The sequence below is a fragment of the Nocardia sp. NPDC020380 genome, assembly GCF_044386975.1.
Lineage (GTDB): Bacteria > Actinomycetota > Actinomycetes > Mycobacteriales > Mycobacteriaceae > Nocardia.
Genome location: NZ_JBIRVQ010000008.1, coordinates 245,898 through 267,313 on the forward strand (window position 1 = coordinate 245,898; position 21,416 = coordinate 267,313).

14 protein-coding genes (1 of these 14 only partly in view) are annotated in these 21,416 nt (G+C 68.5%); 6 read left to right on the forward strand and 8 right to left on the reverse strand.

Going from position 1 to position 21,416, the window contains the following annotated elements:
• Nucleotides 1-10,180, forward strand: partial view of a non-ribosomal peptide synthase/polyketide synthase gene (locus ACH438_RS23630; RefSeq protein ID WP_397008653.1) — the end only. 18,272 nt of this gene lie to the left of the window's left edge; 10,180 of the gene's 28,452 nt are visible here — the last part of the coding sequence; its start codon lies off the left edge, out of view; the stop codon is at nucleotides 10,178-10,180.
• Here ACH438_RS23630 and ACH438_RS23635 read toward each other — a convergent pair.
• A complete protein-coding gene (locus ACH438_RS23635) occupies nucleotides 10,160-11,065 on the reverse strand; it encodes an LLM class F420-dependent oxidoreductase (RefSeq protein WP_397008655.1) in 906 nt (301 codons plus the stop codon). The genes ACH438_RS23630 and ACH438_RS23635 overlap by 21 nt on opposite strands.
• Nucleotides 11,066-11,158: 93 nt before the next feature.
• Here ACH438_RS23635 and ACH438_RS23640 point away from each other — a divergent pair, with 93 nt between their 5' ends.
• A complete protein-coding gene (locus ACH438_RS23640; RefSeq protein ID WP_397008657.1) occupies nucleotides 11,159-11,587 on the forward strand; it encodes a MarR family winged helix-turn-helix transcriptional regulator in 429 nt (142 codons plus the stop codon).
• Nucleotides 11,588-11,883: 296 nt separating this feature from the next.
• Here the strand turns inward: ACH438_RS23640 and ACH438_RS23645 are convergent, their stop codons facing one another.
• The 4 genes from ACH438_RS23645 to ACH438_RS23660 form a co-directional block, all read right to left on the reverse strand.
• Nucleotides 11,884-13,197, reverse strand: coding sequence for a S41 family peptidase (locus ACH438_RS23645; RefSeq protein WP_397008659.1), 1,314 nt, complete (start codon nucleotides 13,195-13,197; stop codon nucleotides 11,884-11,886).
• A 70-nt stretch (nucleotides 13,198-13,267) separates the two neighbouring features.
• A complete protein-coding gene (gene fmdA, locus ACH438_RS23650; protein ID WP_397008661.1) occupies nucleotides 13,268-14,521 on the reverse strand; it encodes a formamidase in 1,254 nt (417 codons plus the stop codon).
• Nucleotides 14,522-14,554: 33 nt separating this feature from the next.
• On the reverse strand, nucleotides 14,555-14,833 hold the full coding sequence (locus tag ACH438_RS23655; protein WP_397008663.1) for an FmdB family zinc ribbon protein: 279 nt from the start codon (nucleotides 14,831-14,833) through the stop codon (nucleotides 14,555-14,557).
• Between the two features lie 147 nt (nucleotides 14,834-14,980).
• A complete protein-coding gene (locus ACH438_RS23660; protein WP_397008665.1) occupies nucleotides 14,981-16,024 on the reverse strand; it encodes a substrate-binding domain-containing protein in 1,044 nt (347 codons plus the stop codon).
• Nucleotides 16,025-16,135: 111 nt separating this feature from the next.
• Here ACH438_RS23660 and ACH438_RS23665 point away from each other — a divergent pair, with 111 nt between their 5' ends.
• On the forward strand, nucleotides 16,136-16,573 hold the full coding sequence (locus ACH438_RS23665; protein ID WP_397008667.1) for a MarR family winged helix-turn-helix transcriptional regulator: 438 nt from the start codon (nucleotides 16,136-16,138) through the stop codon (nucleotides 16,571-16,573).
• A 28-nt stretch (nucleotides 16,574-16,601) separates the two neighbouring features.
• Here ACH438_RS23665 and ACH438_RS23670 read toward each other — a convergent pair whose 3' ends face one another.
• Together ACH438_RS23670 and ACH438_RS23675 are read right to left on the reverse strand one after the other, a co-directional pair.
• Nucleotides 16,602-16,949 carry a DoxX family protein gene (locus tag ACH438_RS23670; RefSeq protein WP_397008669.1) on the reverse strand — a complete coding sequence of 116 codons (348 nt, stop codon included), beginning with the start codon at nucleotides 16,947-16,949 and terminating at the stop codon, nucleotides 16,602-16,604.
• A gap of 101 nt (nucleotides 16,950-17,050) precedes the next feature.
• On the reverse strand, nucleotides 17,051-17,485 hold the full coding sequence (locus ACH438_RS23675) for a MarR family winged helix-turn-helix transcriptional regulator (RefSeq protein WP_397008671.1): 435 nt from the start codon (nucleotides 17,483-17,485) through the stop codon (nucleotides 17,051-17,053).
• 65 nt (nucleotides 17,486-17,550) lie between these two features.
• Here ACH438_RS23675 and ACH438_RS23680 point away from each other — a divergent pair, with 65 nt between their 5' ends.
• From ACH438_RS23680 to ACH438_RS23690, 3 genes are read left to right on the forward strand one after another with little or no spacing between them, the layout of a single operon-like run.
• Nucleotides 17,551-18,420 carry an alpha/beta hydrolase family esterase gene (locus ACH438_RS23680; RefSeq protein WP_397008673.1) on the forward strand — a complete coding sequence of 290 codons (870 nt, stop codon included), beginning with the start codon at nucleotides 17,551-17,553 and terminating at the stop codon, nucleotides 18,418-18,420.
• 48 nt (nucleotides 18,421-18,468) lie between these two features.
• Nucleotides 18,469-19,035 carry a YbhB/YbcL family Raf kinase inhibitor-like protein gene (locus ACH438_RS23685; RefSeq protein ID WP_397008675.1) on the forward strand — a complete coding sequence of 189 codons (567 nt, stop codon included), beginning with the start codon at nucleotides 18,469-18,471 and terminating at the stop codon, nucleotides 19,033-19,035.
• Nucleotides 19,036-19,094: 59 nt separating this feature from the next.
• Nucleotides 19,095-20,078: a DNA polymerase domain-containing protein gene (locus ACH438_RS23690; RefSeq protein WP_397008677.1), complete on the forward strand. Its 984-nt coding sequence runs from the start codon at nucleotides 19,095-19,097 to the stop codon at nucleotides 20,076-20,078.
• A 32-nt stretch (nucleotides 20,079-20,110) separates the two neighbouring features.
• Here the strand turns inward: ACH438_RS23690 and ACH438_RS23695 are convergent, their stop codons facing one another.
• Nucleotides 20,111-21,397, reverse strand: coding sequence for a nitrate/sulfonate/bicarbonate ABC transporter ATP-binding protein (locus tag ACH438_RS23695; protein ID WP_397008679.1), 1,287 nt, complete (start codon nucleotides 21,395-21,397; stop codon nucleotides 20,111-20,113).
• Nucleotides 21,398-21,416 lie beyond the last annotated feature (19 nt).

Sequence of the window (21,416 nt, forward strand, 5' to 3'; positions counted from 1 at the left end):
GCGAGTGGGGATCACGGTGCGACAGCACGGTGCCGAGCTGCCGGAGGGCTTGTCCTGGCTGGCGCTGGATGAGCCGGAGCTCGCGAGGCAGGTCGCGCAGGCACCGCACACTCCAGTGACCGACGCCGACCGGTGCGGAACACTGCGGCCGGCCAATACCGCGTATGTCATCTACACCTCCGGTTCCACCGGAAAGCCCAAGGGCGTCGCGGTCAGCCATGCGGGCTTGGCCGCGGCGGTGGCCGATCACCGGCGGTTCTGCGCGGCCGGATCAGATTCGCGCGTGCTTGCCGTGGCCGCCCGCACCTTCGACGCGGCGATTTTGGAGCTGTTGCTCGCCCTCTCAGGCAGTGCCACGCTGGTGATCGCGCCTGCGGATGTCTATGGCGGACAACCGCTCTGGGAGTTGCTGCGCGACGAGCGGGTGAGCCATGCGTTCCTGACCCCGTCGGTGGCCTTGTCGCTGGAGCCCATCGGGCTCGACGACTTGCTGCTGGTCCTGACCGGTGGTGATCGATGCGGCCCGCAGTTGGTGTCGCGCTGGTCGGGCACCGATACCGCGGGCCTGCGGCGCGTGCGCAATATGTACGGTCCCGCCGAGTCGACGATCTGGGTCACGGGCGCCGAACTGGCACCGGGGCGAGCGGTGGCCATCGGCGGTCCGATCGCGGGCGTCACCGCTGCGGTGCTGGATCCTTGGTTGCGTCCGGTGCCGGTCGGCGTCGTGGGTGAGCTGTATGTATCGGGTTCCGGTGTGGCCCGGGGTTATCGGGGCCGATCCGGGCTGACGGCCGCCGCGTTCGTGGCGGATCCGCACGGCGTGCCGGGATCCCGGCTGTACCGCACCGGCGACCTGGTGCGCTGGCAGGAAGACGAAACCAGCTCGGGCACAGGCGTACTGGTATTCGTGGGCCGCGCCGACTTCCAGGTGAAGGTGCGCGGGCAGCGGTTGGAGCTGGGTGAGGTCGAGACGGCGCTGGCCGGGTTGACCGGCATCGCGCAAGCCGTGGCCGTGGTGCACCACCCCGAGACCGGCGGCGGTGTGCGACTGGTGGGCTACGTGGTCCCCGAGCCGGGATATGCACCCGACCCCGAGGCGGTGCGACGATCGGCCGCCGAACACCTGCCCGGCTTCATGGTGCCGGACGTGATCATGGTGCTGGATGACCTGCCGCTGAGTACCAGCGGGAAGGTGAACCGGCGGGCCTTGCCGGAACCGGTCTTCGCCGCGCAGGAGTACCGCGCGCCCTCGACCCCGGTCGAGCAGATCATTGCCGAGGTATTCGCCGAGGTCCTCGACTTGGACAAGGTCGGCGTCGACGACGACTTCTTCACGCTGGGCGGCGATTCCATCGTCTCGATCCAGGTGGTGGCGCGGGCACGCGCGCTGGGCGTGGCGTTCGGTCCACGGGATGTCTTCGAGCAGCGGTCCGCGGCGCGGCTCGCGGTCGTGGCCGGATCGGCCGATGCCGAAAGCGCCGGTGCCATTGCAGAATTGCCCGGTGGCGGAGTCGGGGAAATGCCGCTGCTGCCGGTGGCGCAGTGGATGGTGGAGTGGGGCAAGGGATTCGACCGCTTCGACCAGCATGTCGTGCTGCGCCTCCCGGCCGGGATCGGCGCGCCGGATCTGCTCACGGCGCTGCAGGCGGTGCTGGATCGCCACGACATGCTGCGCTCACGGCTGCGGCACAGTGAGTCCGGAGCCTGGTCACTGGTGGTCGAGCCACCGGGCAGCGTCACCGCGGCGGCAGTCCTGCACCGGCGGGTGGTCGAGGCCACGGATATCGACACCGATCTCCGGGCGGTGGCCGAGATCGCCACGGCCGAACTGGATGCGGCATTGGGCCGATTGGATCCGGCCGGTGGCGTCATGGTGCAGTTCGTCTGGCTGGAACCCGGAGATGGCGTGCCGGGCCGGCTGGAAGTGGTCGCGCACCACCTGGTCGTCGACGGTGTGTCGTGGCGAATCCTGCTGCCGGACCTGCTGTCCGCGCTGGAGCAGGCGAAGTCCGGTGCGGCGCCGGTCCTGGCGCCGGTGGGGACGTCGATGCGCCGGTGGGCGCACGGCTTGGTTACCGCCGCGCCGGAGCGGAGGCACGAGCTGGCACTGTGGCAGCGCATGGTCGACGGTCCCGACCCGAGCTGGGGTGGGCGAGAACTGGATCCGGCGATCGACACCGCCGCGACCCTCGAACGCGTGGCGGTCGAGCTGCCGGAATCCGTCACCCGAGCGCTCATCTCACGAGTGCCGGCCGTCTTCCACGGTGGCGTCAATGACGGCCTGCTGGCCGGTCTGGCCATGGCGGTGCGCATCTGGCGTGCCCGCCGCGGTCTCGACGAATCGTCGGTGCTGGTGCGCCTGGAGGGCCACGGCCGCGAGGACCAGGTGATCGGCGCGGAGCTGTCGCGCACGGTGGGCTGGTTCACCTCGATGTTCCCGGTCCGCTTCGATCTGACGGGCATCGATGTCGAGGACACGGCCGCCGATGCCTGGGTATCGGCCGCGGTGCGCGCGGTGAAGGAAACCCTGCGGTCGATCCCGGACAAAGGCATCGGGTACGGCATGCTGCGCTACCTTCACGCCGAAACGGCCGCGCTGCTGCCGGATCGGATGCCTGGACGCATCGGCTTCAACTACCTGGGCCGCGTCTCGGAGGCGGCGGGTGGTCTGGACGGCGGATTGGGCGAACTGGCCGTGGCCGTCGACCCGGAAACGCCGGTGACCGTCGCCCTGGATGTCAGCGCCATCGTGATCGACGACCGGTTGCAGGCCGGATTGCGGTTCCCGCGCACGCTGCTGGACCGCGATGAGGTCGAGGAACTGGCGGCGCTCTGGTCGCAGCTGCTCACCGCGATCGCCGAATACGCCGAAACACCCGGCGCGGGTGGGCATTCCCCCTCGGACTTCGATCTGGTGCCACTGACTCAATCGGATATCACCGCCCTCGAACAGCGTCACCCGCAGCTGGTCGACGTGTGGCCGCTGACTCCGTTGCAGGCCGGTCTGCTCTTCCACGCGCGGTTGGCCACCGGGACGGACGCCGACATCGACGTGTACACCGCGCAGGTTGTCGTGCGTGTGAACGGTGACCTGGACCTGCAGCGCCTGCATCGCGCCGCCACCGCGGTGGTGGACCGGCACGAGGGGCTGCGCACCGCATTCGAAACGACCGCCGACGGCGTCAGCGTCGCCGTGCTCTGCGCATCGGTCGAATTGCCCTGGCAGGTGGTCGATCTGACCGATCGACCCGATCCCGAAGCTGCCCTGGCCGAGCTCGCCGCGGCCGAGCAGAACCGCCGGTTCGATCTGGCCGCGCCGCCGCTGTTGCGGTACACCGTCGCCGCACTGGGCGCCGGCCGGTGGGCGCTGATCCTGACCAACCATCACGTCATCCTCGACGGCTGGTCCCTGCCGCTGCTGGTGACCGACCTCTTCACCCAGTACGGCGGCGGCGTGGAGACGGCGGCCGGATCGTATCGAGACTTCTTGGCATGGCTGGCGTCTCGCGACCGGGATGCGGCACGCGCGGCATGGGCCGAGGCTTTGACCGGTGCGGAACCTACGCTGATCGCGGGCCCCGCGGGTCTGGATGCGGGCGTCGGCGCGGTCGTGGATCGGTCCCTGACCATCGAGACCGCCGAAACCCGGGCGCTACTGGCCGCGGCGGCCGCCGCCGGGGTGACGGTGAATACCGTGCTGCAGTCGGCCTGGGCGATGGTGCTGTCACAGGCGAGCGGCCGGAACGATGTGGTGTTCGGTACCACGGTCTCCGGGCGTCCGGCCGAATTGCCCGGCGCCGAACGGACTATCGGCTTGTTCGTCAATACGATCCCGACCCGCGTGCGATTCGAGCCCACCGAGTCCGTCTCCGCACTGTGGACGCGTATCCATGACGAGCAGGCTCGATTGCTGGATCACCACCACCTCGGCCTGACCGATATCCACGCGCTCACCGGCGGCGACAATCTGTTCGACACGCTCATGGTGTTCGAGTCGTATCCCGTTGACGTCCAGCACATTCGGCGGATCACCGGCGCTGGGGAGCTGGAACTCGCCGGGATCACCGGCGCCGACTCCACGCACTATCCGCTGTCCTGCACCGTCATCCTGCAGGAGTCGCTGCGCATCCGGCTGCAGTACCGGCCCGACCTCTTCGACGCCGCGACCATCGAGACGCTCGGCGAGCGGCTGCGGCTGGCGCTGGCGGCGGTCACCGCCGATATCGCTGCGCCGGTCCGGGAAATCGATGTGCTGTCCGCGCCGGAGCGGCGGTTGCTGCTCGAGGAATGGGGCGGCAACAAGCAGATCCGGTCGCTCCCCGGAGTCACGGGGACAGCGGGCACGGTCACCCTGCCGGAATTGCTGGCGGCAGCGGTCGCCAATAACCCCGACGGCAATGCGGTCGTCGAACGGGACCGGCGCATCACCTATCGAGAGCTCGACGAACACTCGAACCGGTTGGCGCGGCACCTGATCGACTGCGGCGTGGGACCGGAATCGGTGGTGGCCCTCGCACTGCCGCGGTCGCTGGAATGGGTGCTGGCGGTGTGGGCCGTCACCAAGACCGGCGCGGCCTTCCTGCCGGTCGACCCGGCGCATCCGGCGGACCGGAACCGGTTCGTGTGCACCGATTCCGGTGTGCGAGTGGGCATCACCATGGACCGGTACACGGCGGACCTGCCGGAGCGGGACGTGTCGTGGGTGCTGCTGGACGACCCCGAAGTGGGTGCGCAGGTCCGGCAACAGCCGCACACCGCCCTCACCGATGCCGACCGGCGTGGCGCACTGCGCGCGAGCAATACCGCCTATGTCATCTACACCTCCGGGTCGACCGGCCTCCCGAAAGGCGTGGAAGTACCGCACGCCGGACTCGTCGCGGTGGCGGCCGAACAGTCGTATCGCTATGCGATGACGGCGGATTCACGAGTGCTCGGCGTCACCGCACGAACCTTCGACCTCGCGGTGCTCGAACTCCTGCTGGTCATCCCCGCCGGTGCGGTGCTGATCCTGGCCCCCGAGGACGTGTACGGCGGACCGCGCCTGGCCGAGCTCATCCGGGACCGGCACATCACCCATGCGAGCATGACGCCGAGCGTGGCGGCCATGCTGGATCCCGCCGGGCTCGACGAACTGACCGTACTGATCGTGGCGGGCGAGGCCTGCCCGCCCGCGCAGGTCGCGCGCTGGTCGCACACCGACGCCGCGGGCATACGCGGTTTCTTCAACAGCTACGGGCCGACCGAGATCACCATCATCATGTCGATCAGTCCCGAACTGCGCGTGGGCGATCCGGTCTCGATGGGCGCACCCATCCCGGGCATGGGCGCCCTGGTGCTCGATGCCTGGCTGCGGCCGGTACGCGCCGGAGTGGTGGGCGAACTGTACGTATCGGGTCCCGGCGTGACCCGCGGATACCGGGGCCGGGCGGGACTGACCGCCTCCCGGTTCGTGGCCGATCCGTACGGGGCGCCCGGCAGCCGGCTGTATCGCACCGGCGACCTGGTGCGGTGGATCCTCGACGCATCCGGGAACGGAATCCTGCTGTTCGTGGGCCGTTCGGACTTCCAGGTGAAGGTGCGCGGGCAGCGACTGGAACTCGGCGAGGTGGAGACCGCGCTCACCGATCTGGACGGGATCGAGCACGCCGTGGTCGTCGTGCACCACGGGGACGCCGACGACGCGGCCGGCGGCGGCGCGCGCCTGGTGGGCTACGTGGTGGCCGGGGCCGGGCACGTGCTGGAACCGGCGCAGGTGCGGCGGTCGGTGGGCGAACGCCTGCCGGGCTTCATGGTGCCGGATGTGGTCATGGTGCTCGACGAACTGCCATTGACGAGCAGCGGCAAGGTGAACCGGGCCGCACTGCCCGAGCCGGTGACAGCGCGCGCGAGCTACCGCGCGCCCTCGACGCCGGCCGAACAGCTGGTGGCCGGTGTCTTCGCCGAACTGCTGGGCGTGGAAAGGGTCGGCGTCGACGACGACTTCTTCGGGCTCGGCGGCAATTCGCTGTCGGCGACCCGGCTTTCGGCACGAGTGGCCGAGGGTGCGGGCGTCTCCGTGGGCGTGCGCGACGTATTCGAAGCCTCGTCGGTCGGTGCGCTCGCGGGGTTGATCGCTACTCGCACCGGGGAATCGGCCGGGGTGCCAGCAGTTCCGGCTCCGCGGCTGGTCGCGCGGGAACGTCCGGAGCGGGTGCCGCTCTCGTTCGCGCAACAGCGGATGTGGTTCGTGAACCGGCTCGCACCGCAATCGGTGGCGTACAGCATCCCGCTGGTGCTGCGCCTGCGCGGTCGCGTCGACACCGCCGCACTCGCGGTGGCGATGTGGGATGTGCTGGCCCGGCACGAGGTGCTGCGGACCCGGTATCCGGATGTGGACGGCGTGCCGTTCCAGCTGGTGGTGCCGGTCTCGGCGCCGGCGGGCGCGGTGGATGTCGATCTGATGCCGCAGCCGGTGCCGGAAGCCGAACTGGCCGCGGCGATCGCCGCCGTGGTGGCCGTGGGATTCGATGTGGCCGCGCGAGTGCCGTTGCGCGCCAGGCTGTTGTCGGTGCGGCGGGATGAGTTCGTGCTGGTGCTCGTGGTGCACCACATCGGCGCGGACGGGTTCTCGATGGGCCCGCTGGCACGGGATCTCGCCACCGCCTATGCCGCCAGGTGTGCCGGGCAGCAGCTGGATCGGCCGCCGCTGCCGGTGCAGTATGCGGACTACGCGCTGTGGCAGCGGGAACTGCTCGGGTCCGCCGATGATCCGGCGTCCCTGCTGTCGCGTCAGCTCGGTTACTGGACCGGGCAATTGCGGGAACTGCCCGAGGTGCTGGAGCTGCCGGTCGATCGGCCGCGTCCGGCGATCGCCTCGCATCGCGGGGCAATGCTCGGCTGCACGGTGGACGCGGCCACGGTCAGCGGACTGCAGGCCATTGCCCGTGCGCAGGGCGTGACCGTGTTCATGGTCTTCCATGCCGCTTTGGCGATCGTGTTGTCGCGCTTGTCCGGCAGCACGGATATCGCGGTCGGGACACCGGTGGCCGGGCGCGGATCGGCGCTGCTGGACGAGCTGGTCGGCATGTTCGTGAATACGGTCGTGCTGCGGACATGGATCGACGAGTCGGTGTCCTTCACCGAATTCCTCGCCGGCGTGCGCAGCGTGGACCTGGAAGCGTTCGCGCAGGCGGAGATTCCGTTCGAGCAGGTCGTCGAGGTGCTGGATCCGCCGCGCAGTCAGGCGCATCATCCGTTGTTCCAGGTGATGCTCGCCTTCCACAATCTCGATGCGGCCGGACTGACACTGCCCGGCATCGAGGTGACCGCGGCGGGCGCCGATACCGGCGTCGAGCGCTTCGATCTCACCCTCACCCTGACCGACGAACCCGATGAGAACGGCGCCATGCCGGTCGGAATCAGCTACGCCACCGAACTTTTCGACGAGGCCACGATCGAGGGCTTCGCCGGGCGTCTGTGCGCCGTGCTGGGTGCCGTGGCGGCCGATCCCGGCGTCCCGGTACGGCAGATCGATGTGGTGCCGGAGCGGCAGCGACTGCTCACCGAATGGGGTCGGTACGGCGAAGCGACTGTCCCCGAAGGCGTGACACTGCCGGGGCTGCTGGCCGCCGCGGTCGCGGCGAATCCCGATGGGAATGCGGTGGCCGACGGGCAGCGGCGGGTCTCGTACCGCGAACTGGATGCCGATTCGAATCGGTTGGCGCGCATGCTGATCGAGCACGGTGTCATGCCGGAGTCGGTGGCGGCGGTGGGTGTACCGCAGTCGTTGGAATGGGTGCTGTCTGTCTGGGCCGTCGCCAAGACCGGTGCTGCCTTCGTCTCGGTGGATCCCGCGCATCCGCTGGATCGCAACAGCTTCGTGTGCACCGATTCCGGTGCGCGAGTGGGGATCACCTCGGCACGACATCGTGACGCGCTGCCGGAGGGCACGTCGTGGCTGGTGCTCGACGACCCGGCCGTTGCCGCGCGGATCGAGCAGTACTCGCCGGACCCGGTGACCGATGCCGACCGCGGTGCACCTGTGCGCGTGGGCAATACGGCGTACGTCGTCTACACCTCGGGTTCGACCGGACGTCCGAAGGGCGTCGAGGTCACGCACGCGGGATTGGCGGCGGTGGCCTCCGATCACGCGTACCGCTGTGCGGCGGAACCGGATTCACGGGTACTGGCGGTCGCGGCACGCACCTTCGATGCCGCGATTCTGGAACTGCTGCTGGCCACCCAGGCCGGGTCCGCGCTGGTGATCGCTCCTTCCGAGGTCTACGGCGGGCAGCCGCTGTGGGAGTTGTTGCGGGCGGAACGGATCAGCCATGCCTTCCTCACCCCGTCGGTGGCCTCGTCGCTCGAGCCGGACGGCCTGGACGCATTGCAGGTGGTGCTGACCGGTGGCGATCGGTGTGGGGCGCAGCTGGTTTCGCGCTGGTCGGGCACTGACGCCGCGGGAAGCCGCCGGGTGCACAACCTGTACGGCCCGGCGGAGGCGACGATCTGGTTGACGGGTGCGGAACTGGTGCCCGGCCGGCCGGTGGGGATCGGCGCTCCCATCGCGGGCGCGCGCGTCGCGGTACTGGACGCGTGGCTGCGCCCGGTGCCCATGGGTGCGGTGGGCGAGCTGTATGTGTCGGGTTCCGGTGTGGCACGCGGGTATCGGGAGCAGGCGGGACTGACCGCGGCCCGGTTCATCGCGAATCCGTTCGGGTCCGCGGGGGAGCGGTTGTACCGCACCGGAGACCTGGTGCGGTGGACGGCCGATGGTCCGGAGTCCGGCACCCTGATGTTCGTGGGCCGCGCGGACTTCCAGGTGAAGGTGCGCGGGCAGCGACTGGAGCTGGGTGAGATCGAGGCCGTGCTGGCCGATCTCGAAGGAGTCGAGCAGGCCGTCGTTGTCGTGCACCAGGCAGGCGGTGATACGCAGGAGACCGCCGGCGTGCGGTTGGCGGCGTATGTCGTGGCTGCTCAGGGCTGCTCGGTGGATCCGGTGCAGCTCAGGCGAGCTGTCGCGGAACGCTTGCCAGGGTACATGGTTCCGGATGCGGTGACGGTGCTCGGCGAACTGCCGTTGACCGCAACGGGAAAGGTGGATCGACGGGCGCTGCCGGAACCGGTGTACCCGGCACGGGTGTACCGCGCTCCCGAGACGTCGCGCGAGCAGCTCGTCGCCACGGTGTTCGCCGAGGTGCTGGGCGTGGACCGGGTCGGCGCCGACGACGACTTCTTCGCGCTGGGCGGAAACTCGCTCAGCGCAGTGCAGGTCGTCTCCCTGATCCGATCCCGGACCGGCAGCCAACTGCCGCCCAGCCGATTGTTCTCGGACGCGACACCGGCGGCGCTGGCGCAGACCCTGGACGAGGGGCCGGATGCCATGAACATTTCGCTCGGCGTGCTGACGCCGCTGCGTTCCGCGGGCAGCCGGCCGCCGGTGTTCTGCATTCATCCCGGTGGCGGTCTGGCCTGGGTGTACGGCTCGCTGGTCGGTCATCTGGATCCGGATCGCCCGGTCTACGGTCTGCAGGATCCGTACATCGTGGCCGACGAGGCCCGGCTGGAATCGGTCGGCGCGTATGCCGATCGGTATGTCCGCGAGATCCTGGAGCAGTTCCCGGACACCACCTACCACCTGGTGGGCTGGTCGCTGGGTGGTCAGATCGCGCATGCGATGGCGGTGCGTCTCCAGGAGCTGGGACACGCGGTCGGCCTGCTGGCCCTCGTCGACGCCACTCCCGAAACCGGTTCGGTGGATACCGCCGAACCCGGGCAGCGGGACGTCCTCGAGGCCGTCGGCCGCATACTCGGCGGTTGGCGGAATGTCCTGGACGGGGACGAGATGCCCGACGTCCAGAATCTGGACGACTTCTACGCCGTGCTCTCGGATCGGCTCGCGCGGGCGGGAGTGCTTGCCCCGCAACAGGTCGAGCGGGTGCTCGAAAGCTTCTCGCACCCGCTGCCGTACGAGCCCGGTCGCTTCGACGGCGACGCGGTGCTGTTCACGTCCGCCCGGGAAGCGGGCCGGGATCGATTCGCGGAGAGCTGGCGTGCCCACATCACCGGCCGGGTCGAGGAGGTCCCGATCGACGAATGGCACACCGGAATGCTGAACGCGGACAAGGCCGCCGAGATCGGGCCGATCCTGGAGGGTTACCTCCGGAACGGGCGGTCCGGCTCAGCGCACGAGCTCGAGTAGGGCGGTCGCGTCGGCGAGGGAGGACTTGTCCCACGCGCCGGGCGGGGTGATGAGGGCGTGCTGGATCCCGAGCTCCCCGAGCGCGTGCAGGTGCTCGGCGACGGGTGCGACGCCGTCGGTGAAGTCGACCGTGGTGACCACGGTCTTCTCGATCTCGGCGGGGTCGCGCCCGATGTCCTCGCAATGGCCGCGCAGGACATCGATTTTGCGAGCGAGGTTGTCCGCGTAGCCGGCGCCGGGCAGATCGAACAGATTGCAGGCGTCGGCGTAGCGGGCGACCAGGCGCAGCGTCACCTTCTCGCCGCTGCCGCCGATGAGGATCGGCGGGTGCGGGCGGCGCACCGAGTTCGGGGAGTTCAGCAGGCGTTCCAGCCGGTAGTGCTTGCCGTGGAACGGTGATTCGTCACCGGCCCACATCCGGTGCGCGATCTGCAGGGTCTCCTCCAGTCGCTCGAAGCGTTCGGCCAAGCGCGGGAACGGAATTCCCAGCCCTTCGGCCTCGAAGACGGGACCCGGTGCACCCGGTACCGGGTCGAACGGCGCGCCCGCCCCGATGCCGAAATACATGCGCCCGCCGCTGAGTACGTCGAGGGTGGTGACGGTCTTGATCAGCACACCCGGATGCCGGTAGGCGACCGAGCCGACCATGGCCCCCAGTGCGATCCGGCGCGTGATGCCCGCGAGGTATCCGAGCGTCGAATAGGCCTCGGGCATAGGCGATTCCTGCGGCGCGCCGGAGACCCGGATCTGGAAGAAGTGGTCCATCACCCACAGGCTGTCGAAGCCGGTCTCATCGGCGGTGCGCGCGATGTCGGTGATGGTGGCGCCCAGTTCCCCGGTGGGGACGGGCCAGGAGAAGTTGGTGAGTCCGATTCCGAGCTTCATCGGGTCCTCCGCAGAGTTCATAGATTCATTAGCCGAACAACGATCGTATCGTTACCCGGCTAATGACTGTCAAGCCCTTACGCTGTACTGGCTATGCCCGAATCCGACGATGACTTCCAAACCGCCTTCTGGGCCGCCAAGCACGCCCTGGCCACCGCCAACGCGGCCGCCTTCGCGCACCACGGCATCCACGAGGGCCAGCAGTTCGTCCTGCGCCAACTCTGGGCCGAGGACGGACTCGCACCGGGGGAAATCGCCCGCCGCTTGGGCCTCGCCACCCCCACCATCACCCGCGCCGCGACCCGCATGGAAGCCGCCGGCCTGCTCCGTCGCGAACCCCACCCCACCGACCGCCGCCTGGTCCGCCTCCTCCTCACCCCCCGAGGCCGCGATCTGGAACAACGCATAGAAGCCGAAACGGCCGCCATAGCCGACCGCGCCATGGCCACCATCACCCCCGCGGATCGCCGGTCCTTCGTGCGCATACTCCGCGAACTGAAGCGCAACCTCGAAACCGGCTGACCGGCGCCGGTTCACGCGGCGCACATTGTCTTATTGAGCCAAGCTCCAAACCGACCGGCCATCCTTCTCCGCCCTCGCAACGAATAGAAAATCACCGCGCCTGTCGATCCGTTCCCCGGACCGCCAAGCGAATCAAGTTGATCTATAAGCATCTTTCGCGAAGGAGGAAAGGCATGATCCCGCACTTCATCGGTGACGTAATCTCGGCAATCTCCGACCTCCTCGGCAGGTTGCTGATTCCGTAGCACCGGAGGCCCGGAGTCGCTCGTCGGCTCCGGGCCGCTTGCTGTCCCGGGTCAGCGGCGCAAAGCGTCGATGGCGCGAGCGCGGGCACTGTCGATACCGCGATCGAAGTCCGCGTCGGGGAAGATCGGGATGGGGATGTCGGGCGGGATGCCGGTGATGTCGTAGGTAGTGCCCGCGGGAGTCAGGTATTTCTCGTCGGGGAGGATGAAGGTCCAGCCGTTGGGGAGGCGGCGGGTCATCACGTCGGAGAAGACGCCTTGGGTGTTTTCGCCGAGGATGGTGGGGCGGGGAGTGCGCTGGAGCAGGGCCTGGGCGAAGGTTTCGCCGGCGCTGATGGTGGATTCGCTTGTCAGGAGGGCGATTTTGCCCAAGTATGGGGCGGATCCATAGGGCTGCACCGTGATTGGTTGCGGGGAGGTGAAGTCGGCGGGGTCGAGGGGGTTGTTGCGGGTCTCCTTGGCGTAGGCGAAGAAGGGGCGGTCGGTCAGTCTCGCGGCTATTGCCAGGCCCAGTGGGTCGTCTCCACCGCCATCGATGCGGGTGTCGATTATCAAGCCGGTCAGGCGATTCGGTCCGGTGGTCCGGGCGGGGGTGAAGATCGCGGTGAGGGCTCGGTCGAGTTCGGCCGCGTCGGCGGCGTAGGTGGCCGAGTCGGAATCGACGTAGTCGGTGAAACCGCTGATCCAGAGGTAGCCGATGTGGTCGGGGAGATCCGCGTAGCCGATGTGGTTATCGGCCCACATCGTCATCGGGCTGTTCGGGTCGGTCTTCTGGATCAGGGCGAGGGCCTTTTGGATGTATTGCGGGGTAGGGGGTTTGGTTCCTGAGCGGGGAGTTCCGATCGCCTGACCGTTCGCCATGATCCCGAGGTGCGCGTCCTGTAGGGGCGCGATCATTTCGCCGAGGATCTTCGCGAGGTCGTCGTCGCTGGTGGTGGCGGTGACCTGGGGGCGGTAGCGCGCGTAGGTCTGGGGCCAGTCCACGTTGTGTGCGGCGAAGAAAGGGTAGTTCTCGTCGAGGGTGTGCCAGAAGACATCGAACGTGCGCTGCGGATCCTTGTCGATCGCGGTGGTGGAATCCACACAGTCGGAAGGCTTTTCGGGCAGGCGATGCAGGTGGCGGGCGCCCTCGTTCGCGTCGATCCGCCACTCGGCCGTATCGGGGTCACGGGTCAGGGTGATCGTCGAGACGGTGCCGTCATTGCCGTCGAAGGTGCGGGCTCCGTCCGTGCCGGTTTTCGCGGTGGCCTCGAAGAGGCCCGGCAGGCAGCTGATAGCGGTGCGGTCGTAGGTGTGCAGGCCGTGCGCGTCGATGACCATGACGGTGCTGTAACCGTCGGTCTGCCACACTCCGTCGATAACCATGGGCCACATGGTGCGGCCCGGCGATCGGTGCGCACATCACACCGGAGTATGCGCACCTCATACCGCAGTATCAGCGCGTGGCCCGCGGCGCTCCGATACCGGGATCGATGCGGATCGGGCCACCCGCGGCCGGCGCGATCGGGAAATCGAAGATGGCGGTCGGGATGTAGACGGTGGCGCAGGAATTCGGGATATCGACCACGCCCGAGAACCGTCCCTCGATAGGCGCGGCGCCCAGCAGCAGATACGCCTGCTCACGGCTGTAACCGAACTTCGTCAAGTAGTCGATGGCGTGCAGGCAGGCGCGCTCGAACGCCAATTGCGAATCCAGGTACCGCTGTTCACCATCGAGGGTGACCGAGGTACCGGAGAACGCCAGGAATTCCGTGTAGACCGGACCCTCGTTGCCCGGCTGGAAGATGGCGTTCTCGGTGACGCCGTAGAGTTCCATGCCCTTCTTGATCAGATCCACTCGCAGGTCGATGAATCCGCCCATTTCGATTGCGCCGCAGAAGGTTATCTCACCATCACCCTGCGAGAAGTGCAGATCGCCCACGGATAGATTCGCGCCGGGCACGAACACGGGATAGAAGACCCGGCTGCCGCGCGTCAGATTCTTGATGTCCTGATTACCGCCGTTCTCGCGCGGCGGGGCAGTGCGAGCGGCCTCGGCGGCGGCGCGCTCGTAGTCGGAGCCGACGAGCCCACCCAGAATCGCATCGCGCGGTTCGGGCGGCAGCGCCAGCGGCGGCACCCGCTCGGGATCGGTGGCGATCAGTGCGGCTTCTCGCGTATTCCAAGTGCCGAGCAGCCCGGCCGATGGCGCGGTGCCCATGAGCCCGGGATGCATGATGCCGGTGAACTTCACCCGCGGCACATGCCGGGACGTGGTGGTGTGGCCGCTGAAATCCCAGATCGCCTTGTACGCATCCGGAAAGTGCTCGGTCAGGAAGCCGCCGCCATTGTCGGTGGGGAAGATGCCGGTGTAACCCCAGCCCTGACCCGCCAGCGGACCCGAATCCTCCTGCGGGATCGGCCCGATATCGAGAATGTCGACGATCAGCAGGTCACCCGGCTCGGCGCCCTCGACCGCGAAGGGCCCGGACAGGCAGTGCACGGTGGTGAGCGGCGCATCGCGCACATCCTCGGCGGAATCGTCATTGCGGATCGCGCCGTCGAACCATTCCCGCACATGCACCCGGAACTCGGTGCCCGGCGCGACGGTCGCGACCGCCGGAATGTCCGGATGCCAGCGATTGTGGCCCACGAACTTCTGATCGGCGAACTTCTTGGTGGAATCGAGCGGGAAGATCAGCTCGGGCATCGGTGCCTCCTCGGGGAGCGGGTACGCGGGATATCAGGGACGGGGGAGCTTGCGGTGCAGTGGATTCCGGGAGATCCGGGTGGTGGTCCGGGCCGGTGGCGCGGTCACCACGGCCGGCTGCTCGGCGGTCCGCGCGGTGGCGTCGAGCAGCCGGCTCGCGGTCGAACCGGTGTGCAGCAGCGCGCCACCCGTCATGCGCCGCGGCGCGGGATCGGCGCACACCGGGCAGGGGGAGACATCGGGGACCGCCGCCATCGGATGGGGACTGTCGAAACTGCCGCAGCTGCGGCAGCGGAACTCGTAGTACGGCACACGGCACCTCCGCTACCTGGGATGACGACCCAGAAGTATTTTCATTTGAAGATATTTCAGATGCCTACGATACAAATCGACCCGCGTCTCGACGGCGAAACCGCCGGATTAAGGGGGAGTTACAAGATCCGCGTACGCGAGTGGGCGTCAGCTGCTCAGCTCGGCCTGCACATCGAAGCGCAGCAGATCGGCTCCGGCGACATAGACCGGCTGGGTGGTGTGCGCGCCGCGCACCCGCACCTCACCGCGCGGACCGTGATAGGTGACCCGGGACGCGGTCGACTCGATGGCTCGCAGATCCAGGCTGCGGGCCTGCTCGGCCAGCGAGGCGAACAGCAGCAGACCCTCGTAACAGGATTCGCCGATATTGTTCAAGGCCGGCGCCAGTGTGCCGAAACGAGCCTCGTACCGGCTGCCGAAGGCCATGCTCTCCGCGGATACCACGCTCTCGAAATAGCCTGAGGCGGTGAACAATCCGTGCGCACTGTCGGCGCCGCCCGCGTAGAGCACATCCTCGCCGATCATCATGCTCAACCGGATGCGACGCTCATCGAGACCCGCCGCGGCGAACGCCCGATTGAAGGCCGCGCAATCCGATCCCACCATGAACAACAGCACGCCCTGCGCCGGCGAGGCGGCGATGAGGCCGAGCGCCGCGGTGAAATCACGACCGCCGAGCGGAACGAACGAACACCCGACCACATCGATATCGGTGGTCTTCGTGAATTCCACTGTGGCCCGGGCGGTTTCCCGAGGCCAGACATAATCGTTGCCGATCACGCACCACCGGCGGATCCCCTGCTCCCGCCGCAGCCAGCGCAGCGCCGGAAACAGTTGCTGCTCAGGCGTTTCCCCCACCATGTACACGCCGTCGGAACTCTCGCCACCCTCATAGAACGTGGTGTAGACATACGGCACCCGCCCCGCCGTATACGGCGTGATCACCTTGCGCGCGTTGGACAGATGCCAGCCCACCACCCCGTCCACGAGCCCCCGGCCGACCATCTCGTCGATCTGCGCGGCCAGTAAGGGCAGTGGGAGCCCCGCGTCGACCGGATGCAGCCGCACCCGGCGATCCAGAATGCCGCCCGCCGCATTGATGTCCTCCAGCGCGAGCTCGGCACACGCCTCCGCCGAGGGGCCGAACATTCCGGCGGGCCCGCTCAGCGGCACCACCAGGGCAAGATCCACCGTGCTCCGTGCCCGATGATCACGAGCGCGATAATCCCGGATCGCCACGGGGAACCACCACCGTAGTTCTTGCAACTGAAACTGATTCGAACGGCGCTGTACAGTGCTTTTGTGGACGATAGCACCGCCCTGGCCGCCCTGGACGATCTGGCCCGACTCGTGCGGCGGGCGTCACAGGAACTGGACCGGGCGATCGCCGTCTGCCTCGGCGAATCCTCCGTCGGCCGCTGGCATGTGCTGAATGCGGTGACCGGCGCCGAGGGCCTGTCCATGTCGCAACTGGCCGATGCGACGCTGCTCAACTCGGCCACGCTCACCCGGCTGATCGACGCGATGATCGCCGACAATCTGGTGCACCGCAAGGTCGATGCCACCGACCGTCGTCGTGTGCTCGTATTCCCCACGCGCCGAGGTCAATCCACGCGCGCCGCGATGTCGGAGGCGCTCACCGCGAGCGGTCTCACCCAGCTCGCCGGCGGCGCCGCGGCCACGAAATCCCTTACCGCGCTGGTCGATCGGATAGCAACGACAGAACCGGCGGCACTGTAGACAATGCCGCCGGTCCCGGGCGTATCGATCACCGTGCGAGTTGGAGAATCAGCGTGGCGGCGGCGGGAGCCAGGTACAGCAGCGGGAACGGCGTGGTCTTGTACGAGTGAGCGCGAATGGTGGTCGCCGCCGCACCCAGGAAATAGAGGATCAAGCCGATGGCCGCTGCCACTCCGATCGCCGGGATGAAGAAGCCGACGATCAGCCCCAGCGCGCCCGCCGATTTGGCCAGCGCCAGCGGGTTCCACCAGGTCTGCGGCACTCCGTACTCCCGCAGCGGTTCCACCACGAACTGCTGCTTGGTGAACAGCGAATAACCCGAGAATCCGACCCACAGGGCGGCGACGATTCCGACTACGTGATAGGCGATGTTCATGAGAGTTCGTTCCTTTCGAGGCTGCGCGCACCGGGTGGTGATGCGCGATTGCCTGGATGACGAACTCCGGCGCCCGAGTGTGACATGCCCTCCGGAACCGGCTATTCGATGAGCCGCCGCAGCAGCGTCAGCGCCGCCGAAACCTGCTGCTGCTCGGCCGGATCCAGCCGATCGGCCAGCAGTTCGGCGATATGCCCGGAACCCGCCTCGCGGCGTTCGGCCAGCAGGGTGCGACCGGCCTCGGTGAGGCTGAGTAGCTTGCGGCGCAGATCGGCGGTATCGGCGGTCTTGTCCACCAGGCCCCGCTCGATCAGGGCCGCGACCGCGACATTGACCGACTGATGGCGGATCTTGTCGGCGCGGGCCAGCTCGGCCACGGTCGCCGTGCCCTCCCGGTCCAGCCGCTTCAGGATCGACACCTGCGTCAACGAGATCTCCCGGCTCGGCGAGGCCGACCGCATCCGGCGTACCAGGGCCCCGACCACGTCCTGTAGTTCGTCGGCGAGATCCGCTGGGTCGCTTGTCCGATTGCTCACAACTCATTAAAGTACAGCAAGACTGCGCAGTTGGACTGCATGTATCGCGGAGGGAGCACCGGCTGATGGCAGGCGAGAACTTGATCACCGGCGAAATGACGATCGACGGACAGCGACGCACCTACGGAGTGCGGGCGGCGGACCGTCCGGGCACACCGCTCGTGCTCGTACTACACGGCAACCAGACGGAGCTGGACGAACCCAACCCGACCGACTGGAGCGGCTTCGCCGAGCGGGCCGCCGGCTGGGGCATCACCGTCGTCTATCCGCACGGGCAGGGCGGCTGCTGGGCCGACGGCCGCCGCAGCACCGCCGCCGACCTGGCGGGCGTGGACGATGTGGGCTACCTGCGCGCGCTGATCGGGCACTGCGCCGAGCACTACGGGACCGATCCCGAACGCACCCTGGTAGCGGGAATCTCCAACGGCGCGTTCATGGCTCACCGCATCGCGCTGGAGGCGAGCGATCGGGTGCCGGTGTTCGCGGCGGTCGCGGGCGGCCTGCCCGCCGATCTGTCCGGATTGCGGCCCACCCACGCCGTGTCGGCCATGCTCATCAACGGCGACTCCGACCCCACCGTCCCGATCGAGGGCGGCTACTCGCGCCGTCGCGGTCCGCACGGCGAACTCCGCGGGCGCACCTTGGGTTTGGCGGAATCGGCCGCGCAATGGCGAGCATTCGACGACTGCGCCGAGACCGGCGAGACGGTGACCACCGAACAGTCGCGCCGCTACACTTCCGGCCCCGGCGCCGGCGGAACCCGGGTCGTCGACTGGACGGTGTTCGGCGGCGGCCACACCTGGCCCGGCATTCCGATCCCCGGCGAGTGGGCCAACTATCCGGGCGCCGCCGTATCGATGGAATTCCATGCGACCGAGGAGATCTGGCGTTTCGCCGAGCCCCTGCTGATCCCGGCCGACGCCCGCAAGCTCTGACCACCGACTCCCGACAGCTGAACAAGACACGCAGACAGGAAGATTCACATGGCATTGCTCGGCAAGGTGCTCCGTAACCGGCGCGCGGGCGAGACGCAGATGGCCTGGAACCTGCCGGACCTGGCGGCCGCCGACGATATCGAGGTCACCAGCGCCGACTTCACCCACGAGACCACACTGGCCCTGATCCACGCCGGCAAGCGGGCCGGCGGCCGGGACGAGTCGCCCGCGCTGGCCTGGTCCACCCCGCCGGCCGGCACCGCCCAGCTGCTCCTGGTGGTGGAGGATCCCGACGCCCCGACCGCACAACCCTTCGTGCACTGCGTCGCTCTCCTCGACCCGGCCGTCACCGAACTGCCGCGCGGCGCACTGCGTGCCGAGGCCGCGCCGGCCGGCGTCCGGTTGCTGCGCTCGGGCTGGGGCCGCGAGTACATGGGCCCGTCCCCGGTCAAGGGCCACGGCCCGCACCGATACGCCTTCCAGCTCTTCGCCCTCACCACCCCGATCACCGAAGTGGGCGGTAAGAGCCCGGAAGAGGCGAAACCCCGCGACGTGCTCGCCGCCGCCCGTGCCCACGCCCGCGGCCGCATCGACGGCTTCTACGAGCGCTCCTGAATCGGCGACCCCCGGCCGCGACGGTTGACGCGGCCGGGGATCCGGCGCATGGTGGGCCGATGAGCGAAGCTGGTGGGCCGACTGATGCCGGGGCCCGGGCCGGGGTGAAGCTGACCAGTCTCGACAGCCCGCTGTTCGACGGGGCGGAGGCGACCAAAGGTGACCTCATCGACTATCTGGAAGCGGTGGGGGAGCGGCTGGTACGGCAGCTGCGCGACCGGCCACTGTCCGTGGTGCGGGTACGGCCGGGCCAGGAACCCTTCATGCAGAAGAACCTGCCCAAGTACACGCCGGAATGGGTGCAGCGCAAGACGATCTGGGCCGAGAGCTCGAAACGCGAAGTGACATACGCACTCTGCGACGACGTGCGCACCCTGCTCTGGTTCGGCAACCAGCGCGCCGTGGAATACCACGTCACGCTGCTGCTGGCCGAGGGCCTGGCCGACTACTCCGGCAGTCCCACCCATCTGGTGCTGGATATCGACCCCGCACCCGACCAGCCGTTTCGTCAGGTGGTGGACGCCGCCGAACTGATCCGCCGGGCGCTGGACGCCGACGGCCTCGCCGGTGCGGTGAAGACCAGCGGCTCGAAGGGCGTGCACATCTTCGTCCCCGTCGTCCCGGGGATCAACCTCGAGGACGCCGCGGCCGCCACCCGTGCCATCGCCGCGCGCGCCGAACGCCTCGATCCGGCCCTCGCGACCACCGCCTTCATCCGGGAAGACCGCGGCGGCAAGGTATTCCTGGATTCGACGCGGGCAGGCGGCGCCACCGTGGTGGCCGCCTACAGCCCTCGTATCCGCCCCGGCGCGACGGTGTCGTTCCCGGTCAGCTGGGCCGACCTACCCGCCATCGACCCGCACGACTTCACAATCCGCACGGCCGCAAAGGAACTCGGCGACCGCGACCCCTGGGCCGAGCACATGCCCGCGCCTCAGACGCTTCCTGAAGACCTGATCGCCGAGGGCCATACCATCCCTGTCGCCCGCGTCCAGGCCATGCACGAGGGCAAGCGCCGTGCCAAGGCCCGTCGCGAACCCTGAACCGCCGCAGGCGAACCGCAGCGCCTGGACGGTCAGCCGTGCACCGGGTGCCGGGTCAACAGCCGCTCCGCCGCGTCGTATTCGTACAGCTCCGCGTAGCGGCCCCAGTCGATGGCGATCCGGAGTTGTTGCCGCGCTGCGTCTTCGGTGAAGCCTCGCCGTAGCAGATCGAGGAACAAGCCGTCGCGGACCTGTTCGCCCGGGGCGCTGTTGAGTGCATGATCGATGGCGCCGACCAGTGGGGCCTTCGCGCGGGCCAGGCGCGCGAAAATGGCCTTGGCGGTATCGATGTCGGCCTCGGTGAAGAGCCTGCCGTCGAGGGTCAGATCGAGATCGCCGTCGGCGGCGGTGGCCAGGCCGAGCAGGGTCGCCGCATCGACCAAGGGCATGAGGTCGTCGAGCTCGAAGCGCAGTCCGGCGGCCAGGTCCGGGAGGTCGGCGCGACCGCCGGTGGCGGCCACCAGATCCAGCATGCCGCCGATGCCGTCCACACTCGCATCCGGCAGCGGGCGGGTGGTGGGGGTCGGCGTGATGGACGCGTGGTCACCGTCGAAGGGGGAGTCGGTGAGCATGCGGTAGGCCTGATCCACCAGCTGCTGGAAGTGCGCGCCGCGGGGATCCCGCGGGTGTTCGAGACCGATCCGGATCTCACCCTTGATGCGGCCGGGATTGTTGTCCAGCACCAGGATTCGGTCCGCCAGCAGCACGGCTTCCTCGATATTGTGGGTGACCATCAGCATGGTCTTGGTGGGGAAGGCGGTCTCGCCCCACAGGCGCATGAGCTCGCCGCGCAGGTTCTCGGCGGTGAGCACGTCCAGTGCCGAGAACGGCTCGTCCATGAGCAGTACCTCCGGTTGCACCACCAGGGCACGCGCGAAGCCGACCCGCTGCCGCATACCGCCGGAAAGCTCCTTGGGATAAGCGTTCTCGAAACCGTCGAGTCCGATCATGTCGATGGCGTCGGTGACGCGTTCACCGCGCTCGTACGCCGGCATCCCCTGTGCGCGCAGCCCGAGTTCGACATTCTCCCGCACCGTCAGCCAGGGCAGCAGCGCGAAGGTCTGGAAGACCATGGCGGTACCGGCGGACGGTTCGGTGATCTCGGCGCTGCGCAGCCGCGCGGTACCCGCCGAGGGCCGCACCAGACCGGCGATGATCCGCAACAGCGTGGACTTCCCGGAGCCGGATTTGCCCAGCAGCGCAACGATTTCCCCCTCTCGCAACTCCAGGCAGACATCGGACAGTACCGGCAGTTGCTCGCCGGAGGGGTTGGTGAAGTTCTTGGTGACACGATCCACGGTGATGACCGGAGCGGACATGGTTGTTCTCCCTACAAAG